Here is a 21,124-nt window from a genome sequence, read left to right on the forward strand (position 1 = left end):
GGACGCCTCCCATGACTCCCTTGACCAATGCCTTTGAAACGGTCGCCTCGCTTGCCGAACTCGGCGGCCCGGTGGTCGCCATCATCATGGTGATCTCCGCGATCAGCCTCGCGGTCATCCTGCTGAAGATCTGGCAGTTCTTCCGCATGGGCGTGGGCCGCAGGGCGCGCGCCGAAAAGGCCGTCGCCCTGTTCGAGGAAGGCCGCCCCCGTGAGGCGCTGGCGCTTGCCAGGGACGGCCGTTCGGCCGCCGCCCGCGCCGTGGCGCTCGCCATCCACTACCGCACCGAGCGCCGCGCGGAGAAGGCCGAGATCGAAGAGCGCATCGCGCGCGACGTCACCGAGCGCTTCCACGAGCTGCAGTCGGGCTTCCGCTTTCTCGACGCCGTCGCGCAGATCGCACCGCTGCTCGGCCTTTTCGGCACCGTTCTGGGCATGATCGACGCCTTCCGCCAGCTCCAGACGGCCGGCAATGCGGTGGATCCGTCCATTCTCGCCGGCGGCATCTGGGTCGCGCTTCTGACGACCGCTGCCGGTCTTGCGGTCGCCATGCCGGTGTCGCTCGTGCTGACCTGGCTCGAAACCCGGATCGAAAGCGAGCGCGTGGCCGTGGAAACGCTGACCGCCGACGTGCTGGGCGCGCGTATCGCGAGCAGGCCCGAAAGCCCGGCGACCGGGGCGGGGGAGGCGGCTCTTGCGGGTTGATGCACCCAGATTCGTGCGCCGCAGGCTGGGACTGACGCCACTCATCGACGTCATTTTCCTGCTGCTGCTGTTCTTCATGCTGTCCTCGACCTTCTCGCGCTTCTCGCAGGTGCCGGTGGAAGGCGGCGCGGCCGGAGGCGCGGGCGGCAAACGGCCCGACGCGATGATTTCGGTACGCGCCGGTGACGTCCGACTGAACGGCGAAGGCATCGAGACGGGCGCCATAGCCGTGCGCCTTGCCGGCCTCAGGGAGGTCGGCGCCGAGAACCTCGTCATTCTCGTCGAGCAGGGCGCCACCTCGCAGGATTTTGTTTCCGTGCTCGAGGCCGCGTCGCAATCCGGCCTCAAGGTCAGCGTTTCGAGGAGGGGCGGATGATCCGCATTCCCACCCGCAGGCAGCCGCGCAAGCAGGAAAGCACCATCGCGCTCATCAACGTGGTCTTCCTGATGCTGATCTTTTTCCTCATCGCCGGCACGCTCGCGCCGCCGCGCGATCCCGAAGTCAGCTTCATCACCACCCTGCGTGAAGACAATGCCGCCCCGCCCGACATGCTCTTCATCGCGGCCGACGGCAGCGCCAGCTGGCGCGGTGAACCGGTCGAGATCGAATCGAACCTCGCGGCCTGGGCCGAGGAACATGCGGGCACGCCCTTCCGCGTCGCCGCCGACCGCGATCTTCCGGCCACAGAACTTGTGGATATCGTCGGCGCACTCCGTGGCGCGGGGCTCACCAATATCGTTCTCGTGACCGAGCACGCAGCAGAATGAAACTGAAAACCTCCCATGTGGCCGCGGCGATACTCCTCTCCGCAGGCATTCACCTGGCGGTCGCCGGATACTTCGCGCCCGAGGAGCCCGAGATGAAGGTCGCGGGCGGGGCCGCCGTCGACATGCTGATTCTCGGTGACGCCTTCGAGGATGCGGTGCAGGCGGGCGAACCCGCCGACGACGTGACACCGGTCGAGGAAACGGAAGCCAGCGAGGCCGAACCCGTCGAGACCGCCGAACTTGCTCCGGTCGAGCCGGTCACCGAGCCGCAGCCCGAGGAGGTGATCGAGAGCGTCGAGGCAGTGGAGCCCGTCGAGCTTGCGCCCGCCGAGCCGGTGGAAGCCGCGCCCATCGCTCCGAGCAGCGAGTTGTCGGCTTTGCCGGACATGCCGGTGCCGACGCCCGCGCCCGAGCGCCCCAAGGTCACCAGGAAGACCGAGACGAAGAAGCCCGAGCCTGTCAGGAAGGCTCAGTCGAAGCCGGCGCCGCAAAAGGCGGCCGGGGCCGGCGGCAAGCAGGCCGCCAATGCGACCAGGGCGGCGAGTGGCGAGAAGACGGCCGAAGCGCGCCGTGACCCGGGCAATGCCCAGGTTTCGAACTATCCCGGCAAGGTCGCCTCCCGCCTGCGCCGCGCGCTGCGCTATCCGACGGAAGCCCGGCGCGACCGCCTGCGCGGTACCACGATCGTCTCGTTCACGGTCTCGGCCAACGGTTCGGTAAGCGGCGTGCGCGTCGCCAGAAGTTCGGGCCACGCGGTGCTCGACGAAGCCGCCCGCGACGCGGTCCACCGGGCAGCCCGTTTCCCCGCCATTCCCGCCGCTGCGGGCCGTTCGAGCTGGACGTTCTCGGTGCCGCTGGCGTTTACCCGCTGAGGGGGCGGTTGCGGTACCTCGTCCGCTAACGCCGCCAATAAATTCGCGATAGGAATCACTCGGCGGAGATTATATCTCCCTGGATTTTCTCGAGTTGTTGAAGCGACAATCCCGCCTTGCCCTCAATCTCCTCGCTGGCAGCCTTGAGATTTTCCCACATTGTCCGTGAGAACGTGCCGGATGCTGGCGCAGGGGGAGCAATAGAAGGTGACACTTTGCTGACAGACAGCTGCAACTCGTTGAGTTGGTCCGAATTTCTCTCTAGCGCAGTGGCAAGCGTCGCAATTTGCTGTGCCAGCGATTTTTGTTGCTCGGTGACGGACTTAAGCTCTTGGCTTAGATCGAGCGTCGTCTGTTTGGCCGTGTATTTAAATTTTCCGTCGGACCATTCGAAATCTTTGACGTGAGGGAGTGCTATCAATGCGGCACCAAGCGCGAATATAAGCGCGTGGCCGGTCGTTATTGCGAGGTTGCGCATCACGAAAAAGAATCCGACTGCGAAGAAAACGCCGCCAATCAATGAGAATACCCAAGCAGAAATTTCCATTCATGATCTCCGTCTAGCCTGCTCACAAATCGTGTGAGCGCATAAGCCGGTAAAATCTATCCTGAGTTGTGTAGTTTTGGCGATTGCAAATTTGTGGGGAAGCGCAGCCGGGGCATCATGGGGCGTCTACGGAGATGCGTTACCCGTCGAAGGCCGTTCACGGCCGGAATACCAGCCCCCAAGCCGGTTGTCGCCGATCGAGCCGACCCGTGCCGAAAGGAGGCGAGGAGGCCCCGCCCGTTTGTTCGGCGCGAGCCGCTGACCTCTTCGTGATGTCGCATGGGAAAACGCCCATGCCGGACGCGCAAGAAGAAGGAACCGGGAGGAGGAAATGCCGGAGCAGGAATGGTGGGCGATGAGAGACTCGAACTCCCGACATCCTCGGTGTAAACGAGGCGCTCTACCAGCTGAGCTAATCGCCCGCTCCAGCGGTGTCGTCTTTAGTGGGTTCGCTTCGTGCTTGCAAGCAGCTTTACCGATTTCCTCCATCAGATTTTGCATGCGCCTGCAAGAAGGGCGGAGCGGGGCGTCTGCCTGTGCGCCAATCACGAAGGCGCTCGCGGATGAATTGCGTGCGACCGTGCGGCGATGATTCCGGAATCGGTGCCGATCGAGCCTCCGGTCTCCTGAAATTTGCGTGCGGGATCGGATCAGACGGTGGATGTGGATGGCCGGACGAACGCCTGGCGAAGAAAAATTCCCGACCCTGTGCAAGGCGAAAAGCCGCGTCTTCCGGGATCGCGGGCGGGGCTGTCTGAAGAATGTTGCAAAAGGGATCAAATCCTCGCTTGACACCCCGCAATGAACCCCTTAATCAGCCGCTCACACCGGAACGGCGACACGCTGTTTCGTTTGAAAATGCGCGGGTGTAGCTCAGTTGGTTAGAGTGCCGGCCTGTCACGCCGGAGGTCGCGGGTTCGAGCCCCGTCACTCGCGCCATTTTCAACTTTCCTCCTTACATGGTCGATGAAGATGGCACGCCCGCCGCGGCTCTCGCGGATCGGGTTTCCGTGCCGTTTCAACTGTTTCCTCAGCCGGCGCGCTGCCACGGTACCCCGAATATCCTGCAGGGCCCCGAATATCCTGCAGTGTGAATGGGCGGGCAGGGCGCGGCGATTTTTCTCGTTCCGCGCTATCGCCAAGCGACAGGTGTCGAACTATTCTTGCGCCGACCGGTTCTTCAGGTCAAAAACAAGGCATGCTCTTGCGCAGACAGATCGCCTGCGCTAACCACGCCGCAATGCAGCAAGAAACCGTGCTCTCATCGGCCTGTCGGGCAGCCGCCTCGCAGGATGTGTGAGCCGGAAGACGGAAACGGACGCCATGACAGAACTTCTTGGCAACTACGTGCCGATAGCGATCTTTATCGGCATCGCGCTGGTCATCGGGCTCGCGCTTTTGATCGCGCCTTTCGCGGTTGCCTACAAAGCCCCCGATTCGGAAAAGCTTTCGGCCTATGAATGCGGTTTCAACGCCTTCGATGATGCGCGCATGAAATTCGACATCCGCTTCTATCTGGTGTCGATCCTCTTCATCATCTTCGATCTCGAAGTGGCCTTCCTGTTCCCCTGGGCGGTGTCGTTCAGCGATGTGGGCTGGATCGGTTTCTGGTCGATGATGGCGTTTCTCGGCGTGCTGACGATCGGCTTTATCTACGAATGGAAGAAGGGAGCGCTCGAATGGGAATGACGGACACTCCGCTCGTGGCGCCCAAGCCCAAGGGCATCATCGACCCCAATACCGGCAAGCCGGTCGGCGAGAACGACGCGTTCTTCGGCGAAATCAACAACGAGCTCGCCGACAAGGGCTTTCTGGTCACCTCGACCGACGAGCTGATCAACTGGGCCCGCACCGGCTCGCTGATGTGGATGACCTTCGGCCTGGCCTGCTGTGCCGTCGAGATGATGCAGATGTCGATGCCGCGTTACGACGGCGAGCGCTTCGGCTTTGCGCCCCGCGCCTCACCGCGCCAGTCCGACGTCATGATCGTCGCCGGCACGCTGACCAACAAGATGGCGCCGGCCCTGCGCAAGGTCTACGACCAGATGCCCGAGCCGCGCTACGTCATCTCGATGGGCTCCTGTGCGAACGGCGGCGGCTACTATCACTATTCCTATTCGGTGGTGCGCGGCTGTGACCGCGTCGTTCCGGTCGACATCTACGTTCCGGGCTGCCCGCCGACCGCCGAGGCGCTGCTTTACGGCGTGCTTCTTCTGCAGAAGAAGATCCGCCGCACCGGCACAATCGAGCGGTAAGGAGAGGCACATGAACCAGGCGCTGTCCGATCTCGCCGACTATATCTCGGAAACCAGGGGTGACCTCGTCGAGGGCACCGCGATTGCCTATGACGAGCTGACCGTTCACGTCGCTCCCTCGAGGCTCCTTGAGCTTCTCACCTTCCTGCGTGACGACGCGCAGTGCCAGTTCGTCTCCTATATCGACGGCTGCGGTGTGGACTGGCCGGGGCGCGCTTCGCGTTTCGACGTGGTGCATCATCTTCTCTCGCCGCGCCAGAACCAGCGCATCCGCGTCAAGTCGGCTGTCGCCGAAGGGGAGACCATCCCCTCGGCCTGCCCGGTCTTCCCGGGCGCCGACTGGTTCGAGCGCGAAGCCTACGACATGTACGGCATCCTGTTCTCCGGCCACCCCGATCTGCGCCGCATCCTCACCGATTACGGTTTCGAGGGGCATCCGATGCGCAAGGACTTCCCGACCACCGGTTATGTGGAAGTGCGTTACGACGACGAAGCCAAGCGCGTGGTCTACGAACCGGTCGAGCTGCGGCAGGAATTCCGCAATTTCGAGTTCCTTTCTCCCTGGGAAGGAACGGACTATGTGCTGCCGGGGGACGAGAAGAAGAGTGTTTGAGCGAATAGGCAACAGCGAGTAGGGAGTAGCGGACAGGGAGCCGAATTGGAGATCAAATCCTATCAGGATCTGAAAGTCTGGCAGGCCGCGATGGATCTGCGGTCGAGTGTTACAGGGTGACAGCCGGCTTTCCCGAAACTGAGCGATATGGATTGGTCAACCAGGTGAGGCGGGCGGCAGGATCGATCGCCGCCAATATCGCGGAAGGCCGCGGCCGGGAAAGTACAGGGGCGTTCATCCAGTTCTGCCGGATAGCGCAAGGGTCGCTGAAAGAGCTTGAAACCCACCTGTTGCTGTCTGGCCGACTTGGTTATCTCGCGACCGAAGACGCTAAGGAACTGCTCGGCAAGACGAGCGAAATTGGGAAGATGATGAGATCAATGATACGAAGCTTGCAGGGGCGCGCTCAATGACAGACCGAACCTGTCCTGTTCGCTATTCGCTACTCGCAATTCGCTTCACAGCGCGGAGCGCTTCCAATGACTGAACACAACGTCCGCAATTTCAACATCAACTTCGGCCCGCAGCACCCGGCGGCGCACGGCGTGCTGCGTCTGGTGCTGGAGCTCGACGGCGAGATCGTCGAACGCGTCGATCCGCATATCGGCCTGCTGCACCGCGGCACCGAGAAGCTGATCGAGACCAAGACCTATCTGCAGGCCGTGCCCTATTTCGACCGCCTCGACTACGTGGCGCCGATGAACCAGGAACATGCCTTCGCCCTGGCCGTCGAGAAGCTGACCGGCACCGTGGTGCCCAAGCGCGGCCAGCTGATCCGCGTTCTCTATTCCGAGATCGGCCGCATTCTCTCGCACCTTCTGAACGTCACCACCCAGGCGATGGACGTCGGCGCTCTCACCCCGCCGCTGTGGGGCTTCGAGGAGCGCGAGAAGCTGATGGTGTTCTACGAGCGCGCATCGGGCGCGCGCATGCACTCGGCCTATGTCCGTCCGGGCGGTGTCCACCAGGACCTGCCGGAACAGCTCGTCGCCGATATCGGCGCGTGGTGCGATCCGTTCCTGAAGGTGTGCGACGACATCGAAGGCCTTCTTACCGGCAACCGCATCTTCAAGCAGCGTAACGTCGACATCGGCGTCGTCACGCTGGAGGATGCGTTCGCCTGGGGCTTCTCGGGCGTGATGGTGCGCGGTTCGGGCGCTGCCTGGGACCTGCGCCGTTCGCAGCCCTATGAATGCTATTCGGAAATGGATTTCGAAATCCCGGTGGGCCTCAACGGCGACTGCTATGACCGTTACCTGATCCGCATGCAGGAAATGCGCGAGTCGGTGAAGATCATGAAGCAGTGCGTCGAGCAGCTCATGGGCAAGGAAAAGGTCGGCCCGGTATCGGCCACCGACGGCAAGATCGTCCCGCCCAAGCGCGGCGAGATGAAAAAGTCCATGGAAGGCCTGATCCACCACTTCAAGCTCTACACCGAAGGCTATCACGTGCCCGAGGGCGAAGTGTACGCCGCGGTCGAAGCGCCGAAGGGCGAATTCGGCGTCTATCTCGTTTCCGACGGCACCAACAAGCCGTACCGCTGCAAGATCCGCGCCCCGGGCTATGCCCACCTCCAGGCAATGGACTTCATCTGCCGCGGCCACCAGCTCGCCGACGTCTCGGCGGTGCTCGGCTCGCTCGACATCGTTTTCGGGGAGGTCGACCGGTGAGAATGACTGTTCTGGCCATGGCCGTGCTCGCGCTGTCGACCGGGGCCGTCTACGCTCAGGCGAGCGGCGGAGCATCCTTCGGCGACAGCACATCCGGCCAGACGCTGGGAAAGCTCGTCGCGGACGGATATGAGATCAAGGCGGCCGTTCCGAACGGCGCCAAATACGTCGTGTTCTTGCAGAAAGAAAATAAGGCCTATGCCTGCGAATTCGTCACGCTGAGTTCATCGCGGTGCGGCGAAATCCGATAGGTCTGAAAGCAGAAGAGATTTAAGATGTCAGTTCGCAGACTTGCCGATGACAGCGTACAGCCGCAGGGCTTCGCCTTCGACCGCAATTTCACGGCGCAGGCAAAGACCTGGGTGAAGAAGTACCCCAAGGGCCGCGAGCAGTCCGCCGTCATCCCGCTGCTCATGCTTGCGCAGGAGCAGGAAGGCTGGGTGACCAAGGCTGCCATCGAGCACGTCGCCGACATGCTCCGGATGCCCTATATCCGGGCGCTCGAGGTTGCGACCTTCTATACCCAGTTCCAGCTCAAGCCCGTCGGCACCAGGGCTCATATCCAGGTCTGCGGCACGACACCGTGCATGCTGCGCGGCTCGGAAGAGCTGATGGACGTGTGCCGGAAGAAGATCAATCCCGAGCCCTTCAAGACCAATGAGGAAGGCACGCTGTCCTGGGAAGAGGTGGAATGCCAGGGCGCCTGCGTGAACGCTCCGATGGTCATCATCTTCAAGGATGCCTACGAGGATCTCACGCCCGAGCGTCTGGCCGAGATCATCGACGAATTCGAAGCCGGGAAGGGCGCTGACGTTCCCACCGGCCCGCAGAATGGCCGCACCTTCTCTGCGCCGATCAGCGGCCAGGTGACGCTCACCGAGGATCCGTCGGTGAAGAAGAACTCCAAGGCGACTGCCAAGGGCAAGGCCGCTGCCGCGAAGAAGGGCCCCGAAGCTGACGAGCCCGGCCACCCGAAGAGTGGTGCCGAGGGCGCGCTGGGCACCTCGCGTCCCGTCGCCCCGGGCAATGCGAAGAACGACAAGGCTGCGGCCAGGGAAAAGGGCACGGCTGCCGTTCCGGCAGACGCCGGTTCCAGGCCCGCAAAGGCGGCCGCTGGCGCAAGCAAGACCGGCGCGGCTCCTTTGCTTGACGACAAGAACCGTCCCGCAGCCGTCGAGAAGCCGGCATCGCCGGACGATCTCAAGCTGATCTCGGGCGTCGGCCCCGCGCTCGAGCGCAAGCTCAACGATCTGGGCATCTACACCTACAAGCAGGTCGCTTCCTGGAAGAAGGCCGAGCGCGAGTGGGTGGACGGCTATCTGAGTTTCAAGGGCCGCATCGATCGCGACGACTGGGTCAGGCAGGCCAAGGCGCTCGCCAAGGGCGGCCGTGACGAATATGTCCGCGTGTTCGGCAAAGAACCGAGGTAAGGTGATATGACTGCTATGCTCGAAGACAAGGACCGCATCTTCACCAACATCTACGGTCGGCATGACATGTCGCTCAAGGGTGCGATGTCGCGCGGTCACTGGGACGGCACCGGCGAAATCATCGCCAAGGGCCGCGACTGGATCATCAACGAGATGAAGGCGTCCGGCCTGCGTGGCCGCGGCGGCGCAGGCTTCCCGACCGGACTGAAGTGGTCCTTCATGCCGAAGGAATCCGACGGTCGCCCGCATTATCTCGTGGTCAATGCGGACGAATCCGAACCCGGCACCTGCAAGGACCGCGAGATCCTGCGTCACGATCCGCATACGCTGGTCGAAGGCTGCGTCATTGCCGCCTTCGCGATGGGCGCCCACACGGCCTATATCTATGTGCGCGGCGAGTTCATGCGCGAGCGTGAAGCCCTCCAGCGCGCCATCGACGAGTGCTATGACGCCGGGCTTCTGGGCAAGAACAACAAGTGCGGCTGGGACATGGACGTCTTCGTCCACCACGGCGCCGGCGCCTATATCTGCGGCGAGGAAACCGCTCTCCTCGAAAGCCTCGAGGGCAAGAAGGGCCAGCCGCGCCTGAAGCCGCCATTCCCGGCCAATATGGGCCTCTATGGCTGCCCGACCACCGTCAACAATGTCGAATCCATTGCCGTCGCGCCGACGATCCTGCGTCGCGGTGCCGGCTGGTTCGCCTCCTTCGGCCGCGAGAACAACAAGGGCACCAAGCTCTTCTGCGTCTCGGGCCACGTCAATGCGCCGGCGACCTTCGAGGAAGCCATGTCGGTTCCCTTCAAGGAACTCATCGACAAGCATTGCGGCGGTATTCGCGGCGGCTGGGACAACCTGCTTGCCGTCATTCCGGGCGGTTCGTCCGTGCCGGTCGTACCCGCCCAGCAGATCATCGATGCGCCGATGGATTTCGACGGCCTGCGCGACCTCAAATCCGGTCTCGGTACAGCCGCGGTCATCGTCATGGACAAGTCGACGGACATCGTCAAAGCCATCTGGCGCCTGTCGGCATTCTACAAGCACGAGAGCTGCGGCCAGTGCACGCCGTGCCGCGAAGGTACCGGCTGGATGATGCGCGTCATGGACCGCATGGTGAAGGGCAACGCCCAGAAGCGCGAAATCGACATGCTCTTCGACGTCACCAAGCAGATCGAGGGCCACACCATCTGTGCGCTCGGTGATGCGGCCGCGTGGCCGATCCAGGGTCTGATCCGGCATTTCCGTCCGGAGATCGAGGCCCGCATCGACGCCTATACGAGAAACGCCGTTCAAAGCCGCAACGTGGCACTGGAAGCGGCGGAATAAGGGACCGGTAGCACCGGAAGGGAAACGCCACGGGGGATTGGATATGACGGACGACAAGGAGAAAACGATGTCGATCTTTTCCACTCCCACCGACCTCGGTTCGGACGCAATGATGAAGAATGTCGAGGCCATGACCGACTGGATGAAGGACGGCGATGCAGCCGGCCTGACGCCCCTGGCGGTTCAGTCGGCCGGAGCTGCGGCCATGGCCGCGAGCCTCGGAATGGCCACGGCGAGCTACATGACGGGTGCGATGTTTGGCGTGTTTCAGGGCATGATGGAAATATCGATGCGATCGGCGGGCGCAATGACCCCGACCGCACCGACAGTGAAAACGGTCGTCAGGAAGACGGCGGCCAAGGCGAAGCAGGCCATCGAGACCGGCGCGGATGTCGTTCCGATGGAGGCAGCCGGCAAAGTCGAGAAGACAGCCGAGAAGGCGATGGACAAGGCGATGGACAAGGCCGGGGATGCCGGCCTGGCGACCGTCGCCAAGATCAAGTCGGACGCCACGGAAGCCGCAGCCGCGGCTCGCGAGGTGACCGACACGGCAGCAGCCGAGGCCGGCAAGGCCGCAAGCATGCCGACGACACAGCTGGAGCCGGAGGACTTCCGACGGCCCGCCGAGATTGCAAGGCCCGAAACGCCGGACGATCTCAAGCTGATCTCGGGTGTCGGACCGAAACTCGAGCAGGTGCTCAACGGCCTCGGTGTCTGGACATTCGACCAGATATCGAAGTGGACGGCCGAGGAGATTGCCTGGGTCGATGATTATCTCCAGTTCAAGGGCCGCATCGAGCGCGACGACTGGATCAGGCAGGCTTCCGCACTCGCGGGAAGCGCTGCGAAGACATAGGTCGCATCCCCGCAAAGGGGATACGGCACGAAATTGGGTCGCGATTCGCGGATTGCGGGACGCGGCCGGGGTAAGGGGAGTATTCGGGCTTGCTGAAAGCCGGAACCAGACGGGTGAAAACCGGCAGCCAGGGCGGCAATGACCGCTCTGGCACCGGTTCCGTGCGCCTGGGTTCGGCAGCGTCCGGCTCCATCTGCTCGCAAATGCGAAATTTTTTGGGCATCAATCATGTTTCGGCTGCCCTCATGTCCTTGCCGCTGACGGTTCTGGTGCTTAAAAGGGCGCCGGGAGCAGGCGGCCGCCATGCCTCCCTAAAGGAAGTGTATTCGTAATGGCCAATATCAAAGTCGACGGAAAAGAGATCGAGGTTCCCGATCACTACACGCTCCTCCAGGCTTGCGAGGAAGCGGGTGCGGAGGTGCCGCGTTTCTGTTTCCACGAACGTCTGTCGATCGCAGGCAATTGCCGCATGTGCCTTGTCGAGGTGAAGGGCGGCCCGCCCAAGCCGGCGGCATCCTGCGCCATGGGCGTGCGCGACCTGCGTCCCGGTCCGAACGGCGAGGCGCCCGAGGTCTTTACCAACACGCCGATGGTCAAGAAGGCGCGCGAAGGGGTGATGGAGTTCCTGCTCATCAACCACCCGCTCGATTGCCCGATCTGCGACCAGGGCGGCGAGTGCGACCTGCAGGACCAGGCCATGGCCTTCGGCATGGACAATTCGCGCTTCCACGAGAACAAGCGCGCCGTCGAGGACAAGTATATCGGCCCGCTGGTCAAGACGATCATGAACCGGTGCATCCACTGCACCCGTTGCGTGCGCTTCACCACCGAGGTTGCCGGCATTTCCGAACTCGGCCTGATCGGCCGCGGCGAGGATGCCGAGATCACCACCTATCTCGAACACGCCATGACGTCGGAACTGCAGGGCAACGTCATCGACCTTTGCCCGGTCGGTGCGCTCACCTCGCGTCCCTATGCCTTCCAGGCCCGTCCCTGGGAGCTCGGCAAGACCGAATCGATCGACGTCATGGATGCATGCGGTTCCGCCATCCGCGTCGATACCCGTGGCCGTGAAGTCATGCGCATCATGCCGCGCGTCAACGAGGCGATCAACGAAGAGTGGATTTCCGACAAGACCCGCTTCGTCTGGGACGGACTGCGCACCCAGCGCCTCGACCGTCCTTACGTGAAGGTCGACGGACGCCTGCAGCCGGCCAGCTGGCCGCAGGCTTTCGCAGCCATCGCTGACGCCGTGAAGGCCGCAACGCCCGAGAAGATCGGTGCGATCGCCGGCGATCTGGCGACCGCCGAGGAAATGTTCGCGCTCAAGACGCTCCTGGCTTCGCTCGGCTCGCAGAGCGTCGATTGCCGCCAGGATGGTGCTGCCCTCGACCCGTCTAAGGGCCGCGCCAGCTACATCTTCAATCCCGGTATCGAGGGTATCGAAGAAGCCGACGCGATCCTCATCATTGGCGCCAACCCGCGCTACGAGGCGAGCGTGCTCAATGCCCGCATCCGCAAGCGCTGGCGCATGGGCGATCTGCCGATCGGCGTGATCGGCGAGCAGGTGGACCTGCGTTACCCGTATGAATATCTCGGCGCCGGTCCCGAAAGCCTGTCCGCCGTCATCGACGGTTCCGACAAGTTCGCCGCCAAGCTCAAGCGCGCCAAGAAGCCGCTCATCATCATCGGCCAGGGCGCACTCGCGCGCGGCGATGGTGCGGCGGTCCTGGCTCAGGCGGCGGCTCTGGCCGACAGCGTCAAGGCGGTCTCGGGGGAGTGGAACGGTTTTGCCGTCCTTCACACTGCAGCCTCGCGCGTCGGCGGCCTCGATCTCGGCTTCGTGCCGGGCAAGGGCGGAATGGACGCCAAGGCGATGCTCACCGATGCGGATGTGCTCTTCCTGCTCGGTGCCGACGAACTGGACTTCACCAGGAAGACCGCGGGCTTCACCGTCTATATCGGCAGCCACGGCGACAACGGGGCGCATCACGCTGACGTCATTCTGCCGGCTGCGACCTACACCGAGAAGTTCGGCACCTATGTCAACACCGAAGGCCGCGTGCAGGCGACCAACCGCGCTGGCTTCGCTCCCGGCGAAGCGCGTGACGACTGGGCCATCCTGCGTGCGCTCTCCGAGGTTCTCGGCCACAAGCTGCCGTTCGACTCGCTGCCGGCGCTCCGGGCTTCGCTCTACGAAGAGTTCCCGCACTTCGCCGCCATCGACACGGTCGAACAAGCTGACGGCTCGGTGATTGCGAAACTCGGCGCCAAGCCGGGCAAGATGAACAAGGCGGCGTTTGCGTCTCCGGTCAAAGACTTCTATTTGACCAATCCGATCGCCCGCGCGTCCGCGGTGATGGCGGAATGCTCGCAACTGGCGAAGAACGCCACGCCGGTCGCGGCGGAATAAGGCAGGGAAGGGATTATGGAAGGCTTTTTGACAGACTATGTCTGGCCGGGGCTGATCATGGTGGGGCAGTCGCTCCTGCTTCTGGTCGCGCTTCTCATCTTCATCGCCTACATTCTGTATGCCGACCGCAAGGTCTGGGCTGCCGTACAGATGCGCCGCGGCCCGAACGTCGTCGGCCCGTGGGGTCTGTTCCAGTCGTTTGCCGACCTTCTGAAGTTCGTCTTCAAGGAGCCGGTCATCCCGGCAGGCGCCGACAAGGCGGTGTTCCTCCTCGCTCCGCTCGTTTCCGTGACGCTGGCGCTGGCCACCTGGGCCGTCGTGCCGCTGAGCGCCGGATGGGTGATCGCCGACATCAATGTCGGCATCCTCTACATCTTCGCGATCTCCTCGCTCGAAGTGTACGGCATCATTATGGGTGGGTGGGCATCGAACTCGAAATACCCGTTCCTGGGTGCGCTGCGTTCGGCCGCGCAGATGGTGTCCTACGAAGTCTCCATCGGCTTCGTCATCGTCGCCGTGCTGCTCGGCGTGGGCTCGCTCAACCTGACCGACATCGTGATGGCCCAGTCGGACGGTATCGGTACCCGCCTCGGCCTGCCGAACACCTTCCTCGACTGGCACTGGCTGTCGCTGTTCCCGCTGTTCATCATCTTCTTCATCTCGGCACTCGCGGAGACGAACCGCCCGCCATTCGACCTTCCGGAAGCGGAATCGGAACTGGTGGCCGGCTTCATGGTGGAATACGGCTCGACCCCGTACATGATGTTCATGCTCGGCGAGTATGCCGCCATCTGCCTGATGTGCGCGCTGACGACGATCCTCTTCCTCGGTGGCTGGCTGCCACCGGCCGATATCGCGGTGCTCAACTGGATCCCGGGTATTTTCTGGTTCGTCCTCAAGGCTTCGATGGTGTTCTTCATGTTCGCCATGGTGAAGGCATTCGTGCCGCGCTACCGCTACGACCAGCTGATGCGTCTGGGCTGGAAGGTCTTCCTTCCGCTGTCGCTCGGCATGCTGGTCATCGTCGCCTTCTTCCTGAAGCTTACGGGGTGGGCGCCGTGAACCTGAACGCTCTCTCTTTCCGAATGACCGTCCTGCGGTCGAAAGGAGCCTGACAATGGCACTGGCACAAGCAGCCAAATCGCTGTTCCTGAAGGAATTCGTCGGCGCCTTCTTCATGTCGATGCGCTATTTCTTCGCGCCGAAGTCGACGGTGAACTACCCCTATGAAAAGGGTCCTGTTTCGCCGCGCTTCCGTGGCGAGCACGCGCTGCGCCGTTATCCCAACGGCGAGGAACGCTGCATCGCCTGCAAGCTGTGCGAGGCGATCTGCCCGGCGCAGGCGATCACCATCGAGGCCGGCCCGCGGCGCAATGACGGCACCCGCCGCACGGTTCGCTACGACATCGACATGGTCAAGTGCATCTATTGCGGCTTCTGCCAGGAAGCCTGCCCGGTGGATGCGATCGTGGAAGGCCCGAACTTCGAGTTCTCGACCGAAACCCGCGAGGAACTCTACTACGACAAGGAGCGGCTGCTTTCGAACGGCGACCGCTGGGAACGTGAACTGGCGCGCAACATCGCGCTCGACGCTCCCTACCGCTGATAAGTTGCCCGGACTTTTCCGGGCGTGATTGAAAACGGGGCCGGGTTCGCCGCATGAGGCGGGCCTGCCCGGATTGGACAGGTCAGGGCGGCATCAGGCCGCCATTGGCCGACGGAGAGTGGCGATCCAGCCCGCTCTTCGGGGGAAAGACGAAAAGGCACCGGTCATGGGTCTTCAGGCTCTGTTCTTCTATATCTTCGCCTTCGTGGCGGTCGCGTCGGCATTCATGGTGATTTCGGCACGCAACCCCGTGCACTCCGTGCTTTTCCTCATCCTCACCTTCTTCAACGCTGCGGGCCTGTTTCTGCTGACCGGCGCCGAATTCCTGGCGATGATCCTTCTCGTCGTCTATGTCGGCGCGGTCGCGGTTCTCTTCCTCTTCGTTGTGATGATGCTGGATGTCGATTTCGCCGAATTGAGGGCAGGGGTCCTCGACTACGCGCCGGTGGGCGCGCTTGTCGGTCTCGTCCTGGTGGCCGAGCTCATCCTCGTTTTGGCAGGCAACTGGGTCACCCCGGAAGCGGCCGGTTCCGGGGCAAGCCCGATTCCACCGCTGGCCGAACGGACCAATACCGCCGCGCTCGGCGACATTCTCTACACGGACTACATCTACTTCTTCCAGATCGCGGGTCTGGTGCTTCTGGTGGCCATGATCGGCGCCATCGTGCTCACGCTCAAGCACCGTACGGACATCAAGCGTCAGGATATTTCCAAGCAGGTGGCCCGCACGCCGGAAACCGGCGTCAAGGTCGTCAAGGTCAAACCCGGCCAGGGCATCTGAGGGGACAGGAATCATGGAAATCGGACTTTCCCACTATCTCACCGTATCGGCGATCCTGTTCACGCTCGGCGTGTTCGGCATCTTCCTGAACCGCAAGAACGTCATCATCATCCTGATGTCGGTCGAGCTCATCCTGCTGGCCGTCAACATCAACATGGTGGCCTTCTCGATGGAACTGAATGACCTCGTCGGTCAGGTCTTCGCGCTGTTCATCCTCACGGTGGCAGCGGCCGAAGCCGCCATCGGACTTGCTATCCTCGTCGTCTTCTACCGCAACCGCGGCTCCATCGCCGTGGAAGACGTCAACATGATGAAGGGTTGAGGCAACCATGTATCACGCAATCGTCTTCCTCCCCCTTCTGGGCGCACTGGTCGCCGGCCTCTTCGGCCGGTCGATCGGCGCCAAGGCGTCGGAATACGTCACCTCGCTCTTCCTGGTGGTTGCGGCTGTCCTGTCCTGGGTCGCCTTCTTCACCGTGGCGCTCGGCGACAGCGAAACCCTGCGCATTCCGGTGCTCGAATGGGTCAAGTCCGGCAGCCTGGATGTTCAGTGGGCCTTCCGCATCGATACGCTGACCTCGGTCATGCTGGTCGTGGTCAACACGGTCTCCGCGCTCGTGCACATCTACTCGATCGGGTACATGCACCACGATCCGCACCGTCCGCGCTTCTTCGCCTATCTGTCGCTGTTCACCTTCGCCATGCTGATGCTGGTGACATCGGACAACCTGCTGCAGATGTTCTTCGGCTGGGAAGGCGTGGGTCTCGCCTCCTATCTGCTGATCGGCTTCTGGTACAAGAAACCGTCCGCCTCCGCTGCCGCCATGAAGGCCTTCATCGTCAACCGTGTCGGCGACTTCGGCTTCATTCTCGGCATCTTCTGCCTCTACATGCTCTTCGGCTCGATCAACTTCCAGACGATCTTTGCCGCCGCCGCCGACTTTGCACCGCATGGCGAGCAGGCCAGCGACGTCGTTCTGACGCTTTTCGGCATGTCGCTCGACAAGGCCGATGCGCTGACCTGGACCTGTCTGCTCCTGTTCATGGGCGCGATGGGCAAGTCGGCCCAGATCCCGCTTCACACCTGGCTGCCGGACGCCATGGAAGGCCCGACCCCCGTGTCGGCGCTCATCCATGCCGCAACCATGGTGACGGCCGGTGTCTTCCTCGTGGCCCGCATGTCGCCGGTCTTCGAACTGTCGCATGATGCGCTGACCGTCGTCACCGTCATCGGCGCGATCACGGCCTTCTTCGCCGCGACCGTCGGCCTGGTGCAGAACGACATCAAGCGCGTCATCGCCTATTCGACCTGCTCGCAGCTCGGCTACATGTTCGTCGCCCTCGGCATCGGTGCCTATGGCGCGGCGATCTTCCACCTCTTCACGCACGCCTTCTTCAAGGCGCTCCTGTTCCTTGGCGCCGGTTCGGTCATCCACTCGGTCTCCGACGAGCAGGACATGCGTCGCATGGGCGGTCTTCGCAAGCACATCCCGATGACCTACTGGATGATGATCGTCGGCACGATCGCGCTGACCGGTGTGGGCATTCCCTTCACCGTCATCGGTACCGCCGGCTTCTTCTCCAAGGATGCGATCATCGAATCCGCGTTCGTGGCGCACAGCTCGGTCGCAGGCTTCGCCTATGTGATGCTGGTGGTGGCGGCGCTGTTCACGAGCTTCTATTCCTGGCGCCTGATCTTCATGACGTTCCACGGCAAGCCGCGTGCTTCCGCCGACGTCATGCATCACGTCCATGAATCGCCGCCGGTCATGCTGGTGCCGCTCTACATCCTGGCCGCGGGCGCATTGTTCGCCGGCCTGATCTTCCACGGCTTCTTCTTCGGTGAGGAATATGCCGAGTTCTGGAAGGGGGCGCTCTTCACTCTGCCGGAAAACGAGATTCTCGAGCACTATCACCACGTGCCTGCCTGGGTGAAGCTCTCGCCCTTCGTGGCGATGCTGCTCGGCCTGGTCACCGCCTGGTACTTCTACATCCGCTCGCCGGAAACCCCGAAGCGCCTGGCTCAGGATCATCGCGGTCTCTACCAGTTCCTGCTCAACAAGTGGTACTTCGACGAACTCTACGACGTCATGTTCGTGCGTTCGTCCAAGTGGCTCGGCTCGTTCCTTTGGAAGAAGGGCGACCAGGCGACCATTGACGGCCTCGGCCCGAATGCCGTTGCCGCTCGCGTGCAGGACATCACCGGTCGCGTGGTCAAGCTGCAGACCGGATATCTCTACCATTATGCGTTCGTCATGCTGATCGGCGTCGCAGCCCTTGTCACCTGGATGATGCTCGGGAGTGCATTCTGATGACCGATTGGCCTATTCTGTCCGTCGTCACCTTCATACCGCTGGTCACGGTTCTCTTTATCCTGCCGATCCGTGACGACACGGAAACGGGGCGTCGCAACATTCGCAATGTGACGCTGCTCGGCACGGTATTCACCTTCATCCTGTCGCTCTTCATCTGGGCGGGCTTCGACGCGTCGGATGCCGGCTTCCAGATGGTCGAGAACGTCGAGATGGCGGGCTCGGGCTTCAGCTACGCCATGGGTGTCGACGGCATTTCCGTGCTCTTCGTGATCCTCACCACCTTCCTGATGCCGTTCTGCATCCTGGCAAGCTGGAAGTCGGTCGATCACCGGGTGCGCGACTACATGGTCGCCTTCCTGATCCTCGAGACGATGATGATCGGCGTGTTCTGCGCGCTCGACATCGTGCTCTTCTACGTCTTCTTCGAGGCCGGCCTGATCCCGATGTTCATCATCATCGGCGTGTGGGGCGGCAAGCGGCGCGTCTATGCGTCCTTCAAGTTCTTCCTCTATACGCTTCTGGGCTCCGTTCTCATGCTGCTCGCCATCATGGCGATGTACTGGGACGCCGGCACCACGAACATCGCCGAGCTGATGCAGCACGATTTCCCTGCATCGATGCAGACATGGTTGTGGCTGGCGTTCTTCGCGTCGTTCGCGGTGAAGATGCCGATGTGGCCGGTGCACACCTGGTTGCCGGACGCGCACGTCGAAGCGCCGACGGCCGGTTCGGTCATCCTGGCGGGCATCCTTCTCAAGCTCGGCGGCTACGGCTTCCTTCGCTTCTCGCTGCCGATGTTCCCGCTGGCTTCGGCCGACTTCGCGCCGTTCGTCTTCACGCTCTCAGTCGTGGCCATCATCTACACCTCGCTGGTGGCGATGATGCAGGACGATATCAAGAAGCTGATCGCCTATTCGTCGGTCGCCCATATGGGTTACGTGACCATGGGCATCTTCGCCGCCAACGAGCAGGGCATCCAGGGCGCCATCTTCCAGATGATCTCCCACGGCCTCGTCTCGGGCGCGCTCTTCCTCTGCGTCGGCGTCGTCTACGACCGCTTGCATACCCGCGAGATCGCGGCCTATGGCGGCCTGGTCAACAACATGCCGAAATACGCCGTGGCCTTCATGATCTTCACCATGGCCAATGTCGGCCTGCCGGGCACTTCGGGCTTCGTCGGCGAATTCCTCACGCTGATGGGCGCCTTCCGCGCCAACACCTGGGTGGCTCTGTTCGCCGCCACCGGCGTCATCCTTTCGGCGGCCTACGCGCTGTGGCTCTATCGCCGCGTGATCTTCGGTCCGCTCGAGAAGGAAAATCTCAAGGCCATGCTCGACCTGTCCCTTCGGGAAAAGGTCATCCTCTACCCGCTGATCGCGCTCGTGCTCTTCTTCGGTGTCTATCCGGCTCCGCTGCTCGATGCGACCGCAGTCTCGGTCGACGCCCTGGTCAATCAATATTCCTCCTCGCTCCAGGCTGCAGCGCAGCTGGCGCAGGGAATGCAGTAAGCGACGGGAACGACGCAAATGACGGCAGAACTTCTCAACACCAGCCTTCAGCTCTCCGTACCCGAGCTCATGCTCGCGGTCGGGGCGATGGTCCTGCTCATGATCGGCGTCTTTTCGGGCGAACGGTCCGTGACCATCGTCAGCGGTCTGGCTGTCGCGCTTCTGATCATGGCCGGGCTCTGGCTGGTCCTGTTCACCGAGAACGGCGCGGCCTATGGCGGTGCGTTCCTTTCCGATCCCTTCGCCCGCTTCATGAAGGTGCTCGCACTCATCGGTTCGATCACCGCCATGGTCATGTCTGTGGGCCATGCCCGCGCCGAACGGATCGACAAGTTCGAGTATCCGGTGCTGCTCGTCATCGCCACGCTCGGCATGATGCTGATGATCTCGGCCAACGACATGATCGCGCTCTATCTGGGCCTCGAGCTCCAGTCGCTCGCGCTCTACGTGGTTGCTGCGATCAACCGTGACTCGGTGCGCTCCACCGAAGCAGGCCTGAAATATTTCGTCCTCGGCGCCCTGTCCTCCGGCATGCTGCTTTACGGCGCCTCGCTCGTTTACGGCTATACCGGTTATACCGGCTTCGACGAGATCGCCCGCGTGCTGGGCGAGGGCGAGCGTCCGCTCGGCCTGGTCTTCGGCCTGGTCTTCCTCCTGACCGGTATCGCCTTCAAGATCTCGGCCGTGCCGTTCCACATGTGGACGCCTGACGTGTACGAAGGCGCGCCGACCCCGGTCACCGCCTTCTTCTCGGCGGCACCGAAGATTGCCGCCATGGCCATCTTCATCCGGCTCGTCAGCTCCGCCTTCGAACCGATCCGGATCGACTGGCAGCAGATCGTGGTGTTCCTGTCGGTGGCCTCGATGGCGCTTGGCGCTTTCGCGGCGATCGGCCAGCGCAACATCAAGCGCCTGATGGCCTATTCCTCGATCGGCCACATGGGCTACGCGCTTGTCGGCCTTGCCGCCGGCACGCAGGCCGGTGTGCGCGGCGTGATCATCTACATGCTGATCTACATGGTCATGACGCTTGGAACCTTTGCCTGCATCCTGGCGATGCGCCGCAAGGAAGAGGGCAATGTCGAAAACATCGACGAACTGGCTGGGCTTTCGAGCACCAATCCGTTCATGGCGACGATGCTGACCATCCTGATGTTCTCGCTGGCGGGTATTCCGCCGCTGGCAGGCTTCTTCGGTAAGTATGTGGTCTTCGCGGCAGCCATCCAGGCCGAGCTGTACTGGCTCGCCGTGATCGGCGTGCTCGCATCGGTGGTCGGCGCCTATTACTACCTGCGCATCATCAAGATCATGTGGTTTGATGAGCCTGCTCCGGAATTCGCTCCGGTGGCTGGCGAACTCAAGCTGGTCTATGGTCTCGCCGGTCTCTTCATCCTCGGCTATGTCTTTGTCGCGAGCCCGCTCGGCCTTGCCGCCGACGTCGCCGCCAGGACCTTCTTCTGAGG

22 protein-coding genes and 2 tRNA genes are annotated in these 21,124 nt (G+C 62.6%); 22 read left to right on the forward strand and 2 right to left on the reverse strand.

From position 1 onward, the window contains the following. Window positions 1–11: 11 nt before the first annotated feature. From E2A64_RS08380 to E2A64_RS08395, 4 genes are read left to right on the forward strand one after another with little or no spacing between them, the layout of a single operon-like run. Complete coding sequence (locus E2A64_RS08380) at window positions 12–704, forward strand: MotA/TolQ/ExbB proton channel family protein (protein WP_133283917.1); 693 nt, start codon at window positions 12–14, stop codon at window positions 702–704. Further along, the gene (locus E2A64_RS08385; protein ID WP_133283918.1) at window positions 694–1,080 is read left to right on the forward strand and encodes an ExbD/TolR family protein; all 387 of its coding nucleotides are present in this window, start codon (window positions 694–696) and stop codon (window positions 1,078–1,080) included. Before E2A64_RS08380 ends, E2A64_RS08385 begins: the two co-directional genes overlap by 11 nt. Next, window positions 1,077–1,472, forward strand: coding sequence for an ExbD/TolR family protein (locus E2A64_RS08390; RefSeq protein WP_133283919.1), 396 nt, complete (start codon window positions 1,077–1,079; stop codon window positions 1,470–1,472). Before E2A64_RS08385 ends, E2A64_RS08390 begins: the two co-directional genes overlap by 4 nt. Continuing rightward, window positions 1,469–2,344 (forward strand): TonB family protein, encoded by an 876-nt coding sequence (locus E2A64_RS08395; RefSeq protein ID WP_133283920.1) that lies wholly within the window; start codon window positions 1,469–1,471, stop codon window positions 2,342–2,344. Before E2A64_RS08390 ends, E2A64_RS08395 begins: the two co-directional genes overlap by 4 nt. 55 nt (window positions 2,345–2,399) lie before the next feature. On the opposite strand, the gene E2A64_RS08400 is transcribed toward E2A64_RS08395, so the two are convergent. Together E2A64_RS08400 and E2A64_RS08405 are read right to left on the reverse strand one after the other, a co-directional pair. Beyond that, window positions 2,400–2,891 (reverse strand): hypothetical protein, encoded by a 492-nt coding sequence (locus E2A64_RS08400; RefSeq protein ID WP_133283921.1) that lies wholly within the window; start codon window positions 2,889–2,891, stop codon window positions 2,400–2,402. Window positions 2,892–3,237: 346 nt separating this feature from the next. After that, window positions 3,238–3,313, reverse strand: a tRNA-Val gene (locus E2A64_RS08405). A 440-nt stretch (window positions 3,314–3,753) separates the two neighbouring features. Between E2A64_RS08405 and E2A64_RS08410 the strand changes: the two genes are divergently transcribed. From E2A64_RS08410 to nuoN, 18 genes are all read left to right on the forward strand, one after another. Continuing rightward, window positions 3,754–3,830: transfer RNA gene (locus tag E2A64_RS08410), tRNA-Asp, on the forward strand. Window positions 3,831–4,214: 384 nt separating this feature from the next. Continuing rightward, window positions 4,215–4,580, forward strand: coding sequence for an NADH-quinone oxidoreductase subunit A (locus E2A64_RS08415; RefSeq protein ID WP_133283922.1), 366 nt, complete (start codon window positions 4,215–4,217; stop codon window positions 4,578–4,580). Continuing rightward, a complete protein-coding gene (locus E2A64_RS08420; RefSeq protein WP_133283923.1) occupies window positions 4,571–5,146 on the forward strand; it encodes a NuoB/complex I 20 kDa subunit family protein in 576 nt (191 codons plus the stop codon). Before E2A64_RS08415 ends, E2A64_RS08420 begins: the two co-directional genes overlap by 10 nt. 10 nt (window positions 5,147–5,156) lie before the next feature. Further along, window positions 5,157–5,759 carry an NADH-quinone oxidoreductase subunit C gene (locus E2A64_RS08425; RefSeq protein WP_133283924.1) on the forward strand — a complete coding sequence of 201 codons (603 nt, stop codon included), beginning with the start codon at window positions 5,157–5,159 and terminating at the stop codon, window positions 5,757–5,759. A 152-nt stretch (window positions 5,760–5,911) separates the two neighbouring features. Then, window positions 5,912–6,172: a four helix bundle protein gene (locus E2A64_RS08430; RefSeq protein WP_342210786.1), complete on the forward strand. Its 261-nt coding sequence runs from the start codon at window positions 5,912–5,914 to the stop codon at window positions 6,170–6,172. 66 nt (window positions 6,173–6,238) lie between these two features. Further along, window positions 6,239–7,429, forward strand: a complete 1,191-nt coding sequence (locus E2A64_RS08435) for an NADH-quinone oxidoreductase subunit D (protein WP_133283925.1) — start codon at window positions 6,239–6,241, stop codon at window positions 7,427–7,429. Continuing rightward, window positions 7,426–7,680 (forward strand): hypothetical protein, encoded by a 255-nt coding sequence (locus E2A64_RS08440; protein WP_133283926.1) that lies wholly within the window; start codon window positions 7,426–7,428, stop codon window positions 7,678–7,680. The genes E2A64_RS08435 and E2A64_RS08440 overlap by 4 nt, the downstream gene beginning before the upstream one ends. A gap of 24 nt (window positions 7,681–7,704) precedes the next feature. Continuing rightward, on the forward strand, window positions 7,705–8,859 hold the full coding sequence (locus E2A64_RS08445) for an NADH-quinone oxidoreductase subunit E (RefSeq protein WP_133283927.1): 1,155 nt from the start codon (window positions 7,705–7,707) through the stop codon (window positions 8,857–8,859). A gap of 15 nt (window positions 8,860–8,874) precedes the next feature. Continuing rightward, window positions 8,875–10,182: an NADH-quinone oxidoreductase subunit NuoF gene (gene nuoF / locus E2A64_RS08450; RefSeq protein ID WP_133284320.1), complete on the forward strand. Its 1,308-nt coding sequence runs from the start codon at window positions 8,875–8,877 to the stop codon at window positions 10,180–10,182. Between the two features lie 43 nt (window positions 10,183–10,225). Further along, the gene (locus E2A64_RS08455) at window positions 10,226–11,038 is read left to right on the forward strand and encodes an NADH-quinone oxidoreductase subunit E (protein ID WP_244598185.1); all 813 of its coding nucleotides are present in this window, start codon (window positions 10,226–10,228) and stop codon (window positions 11,036–11,038) included. A gap of 331 nt (window positions 11,039–11,369) precedes the next feature. Next, a complete protein-coding gene (nuoG, locus tag E2A64_RS08460) occupies window positions 11,370–13,451 on the forward strand; it encodes an NADH-quinone oxidoreductase subunit NuoG (RefSeq protein ID WP_133283928.1) in 2,082 nt (693 codons plus the stop codon). Window positions 13,452–13,466: 15 nt separating this feature from the next. Beyond that, window positions 13,467–14,513: an NADH-quinone oxidoreductase subunit NuoH gene (gene nuoH, locus E2A64_RS08465; protein WP_133283929.1), complete on the forward strand. Its 1,047-nt coding sequence runs from the start codon at window positions 13,467–13,469 to the stop codon at window positions 14,511–14,513. 55 nt (window positions 14,514–14,568) lie between these two features. Beyond that, window positions 14,569–15,057: an NADH-quinone oxidoreductase subunit NuoI gene (gene nuoI, locus E2A64_RS08470; RefSeq protein ID WP_133283930.1), complete on the forward strand. Its 489-nt coding sequence runs from the start codon at window positions 14,569–14,571 to the stop codon at window positions 15,055–15,057. 166 nt (window positions 15,058–15,223) lie between these two features. Further along, window positions 15,224–15,838 carry an NADH-quinone oxidoreductase subunit J gene (locus E2A64_RS08475; protein ID WP_133283931.1) on the forward strand — a complete coding sequence of 205 codons (615 nt, stop codon included), beginning with the start codon at window positions 15,224–15,226 and terminating at the stop codon, window positions 15,836–15,838. A 13-nt stretch (window positions 15,839–15,851) separates the two neighbouring features. Next, on the forward strand, window positions 15,852–16,160 hold the full coding sequence (nuoK, locus tag E2A64_RS08480; RefSeq protein WP_133283932.1) for an NADH-quinone oxidoreductase subunit NuoK: 309 nt from the start codon (window positions 15,852–15,854) through the stop codon (window positions 16,158–16,160). 7 nt (window positions 16,161–16,167) lie between these two features. Further along, window positions 16,168–18,150: an NADH-quinone oxidoreductase subunit L gene (gene nuoL, locus E2A64_RS08485; protein ID WP_133283933.1), complete on the forward strand. Its 1,983-nt coding sequence runs from the start codon at window positions 16,168–16,170 to the stop codon at window positions 18,148–18,150. Further along, on the forward strand, window positions 18,150–19,661 hold the full coding sequence (locus E2A64_RS08490; RefSeq protein ID WP_133283934.1) for an NADH-quinone oxidoreductase subunit M: 1,512 nt from the start codon (window positions 18,150–18,152) through the stop codon (window positions 19,659–19,661). The genes nuoL and E2A64_RS08490 overlap by 1 nt, the downstream gene beginning before the upstream one ends. An 18-nt stretch (window positions 19,662–19,679) precedes the next feature. Next, complete coding sequence (gene nuoN / locus E2A64_RS08495) at window positions 19,680–21,122, forward strand: NADH-quinone oxidoreductase subunit NuoN (protein WP_133283935.1); 1,443 nt, start codon at window positions 19,680–19,682, stop codon at window positions 21,120–21,122. The last annotated feature ends 2 nt before the right edge of the window (window positions 21,123–21,124 follow it).

Origin of the sequence: Pseudohoeflea suaedae, assembly GCF_004354915.1 — a bacterium.
Classification (GTDB): Bacteria; Pseudomonadota; Alphaproteobacteria; order Rhizobiales; family Rhizobiaceae; genus Pseudohoeflea; species Pseudohoeflea suaedae.

What these genes read in the sequence shown, in the direction of transcription:
- E2A64_RS08380 (WP_133283917.1), top strand. Translation starts at nt 12, where the DNA reads ATGACTCCCTTGACCAATGCCTTTGAAACGGTCGCCTCGCTTGCCGAA.
- E2A64_RS08390 (WP_133283919.1), top strand. Translation starts at nt 1,077, where the DNA reads ATGATCCGCATTCCCACCCGCAGGCAGCCGCGCAAGCAGGAAAGCACC.
- E2A64_RS08395 (WP_133283920.1), top strand. Translation starts at nt 1,469, where the DNA reads ATGAAACTGAAAACCTCCCATGTGGCCGCGGCGATACTCCTCTCCGCA.
- E2A64_RS08400 (WP_133283921.1), bottom strand. Translation starts at nt 2,891, where the DNA reads ATGGAAATTTCTGCTTGGGTATTCTCATTGATTGGCGGCGTTTTCTTC.
- E2A64_RS08415 (WP_133283922.1), top strand. Translation starts at nt 4,215, where the DNA reads ATGACAGAACTTCTTGGCAACTACGTGCCGATAGCGATCTTTATCGGC.
- E2A64_RS08420 (WP_133283923.1), top strand. Translation starts at nt 4,571, where the DNA reads ATGGGAATGACGGACACTCCGCTCGTGGCGCCCAAGCCCAAGGGCATC.
- E2A64_RS08425 (WP_133283924.1), top strand. Translation starts at nt 5,157, where the DNA reads ATGAACCAGGCGCTGTCCGATCTCGCCGACTATATCTCGGAAACCAGG.
- E2A64_RS08435 (WP_133283925.1), top strand. Translation starts at nt 6,239, where the DNA reads ATGACTGAACACAACGTCCGCAATTTCAACATCAACTTCGGCCCGCAG.
- E2A64_RS08445 (WP_133283927.1), top strand. Translation starts at nt 7,705, where the DNA reads ATGTCAGTTCGCAGACTTGCCGATGACAGCGTACAGCCGCAGGGCTTC.
- nuoF (WP_133284320.1), top strand. Translation starts at nt 8,875, where the DNA reads ATGCTCGAAGACAAGGACCGCATCTTCACCAACATCTACGGTCGGCAT.
- E2A64_RS08455 (WP_244598185.1), top strand. Translation starts at nt 10,226, where the DNA reads ATGACGGACGACAAGGAGAAAACGATGTCGATCTTTTCCACTCCCACC.
- nuoG (WP_133283928.1), top strand. Translation starts at nt 11,370, where the DNA reads ATGGCCAATATCAAAGTCGACGGAAAAGAGATCGAGGTTCCCGATCAC.
- nuoH (WP_133283929.1), top strand. Translation starts at nt 13,467, where the DNA reads ATGGAAGGCTTTTTGACAGACTATGTCTGGCCGGGGCTGATCATGGTG.
- nuoI (WP_133283930.1), top strand. Translation starts at nt 14,569, where the DNA reads ATGGCACTGGCACAAGCAGCCAAATCGCTGTTCCTGAAGGAATTCGTC.
- E2A64_RS08475 (WP_133283931.1), top strand. Translation starts at nt 15,224, where the DNA reads ATGGGTCTTCAGGCTCTGTTCTTCTATATCTTCGCCTTCGTGGCGGTC.
- nuoK (WP_133283932.1), top strand. Translation starts at nt 15,852, where the DNA reads ATGGAAATCGGACTTTCCCACTATCTCACCGTATCGGCGATCCTGTTC.
- nuoL (WP_133283933.1), top strand. Translation starts at nt 16,168, where the DNA reads ATGTATCACGCAATCGTCTTCCTCCCCCTTCTGGGCGCACTGGTCGCC.
- E2A64_RS08490 (WP_133283934.1), top strand. Translation starts at nt 18,150, where the DNA reads ATGACCGATTGGCCTATTCTGTCCGTCGTCACCTTCATACCGCTGGTC.
- nuoN (WP_133283935.1), top strand. Translation starts at nt 19,680, where the DNA reads ATGACGGCAGAACTTCTCAACACCAGCCTTCAGCTCTCCGTACCCGAG.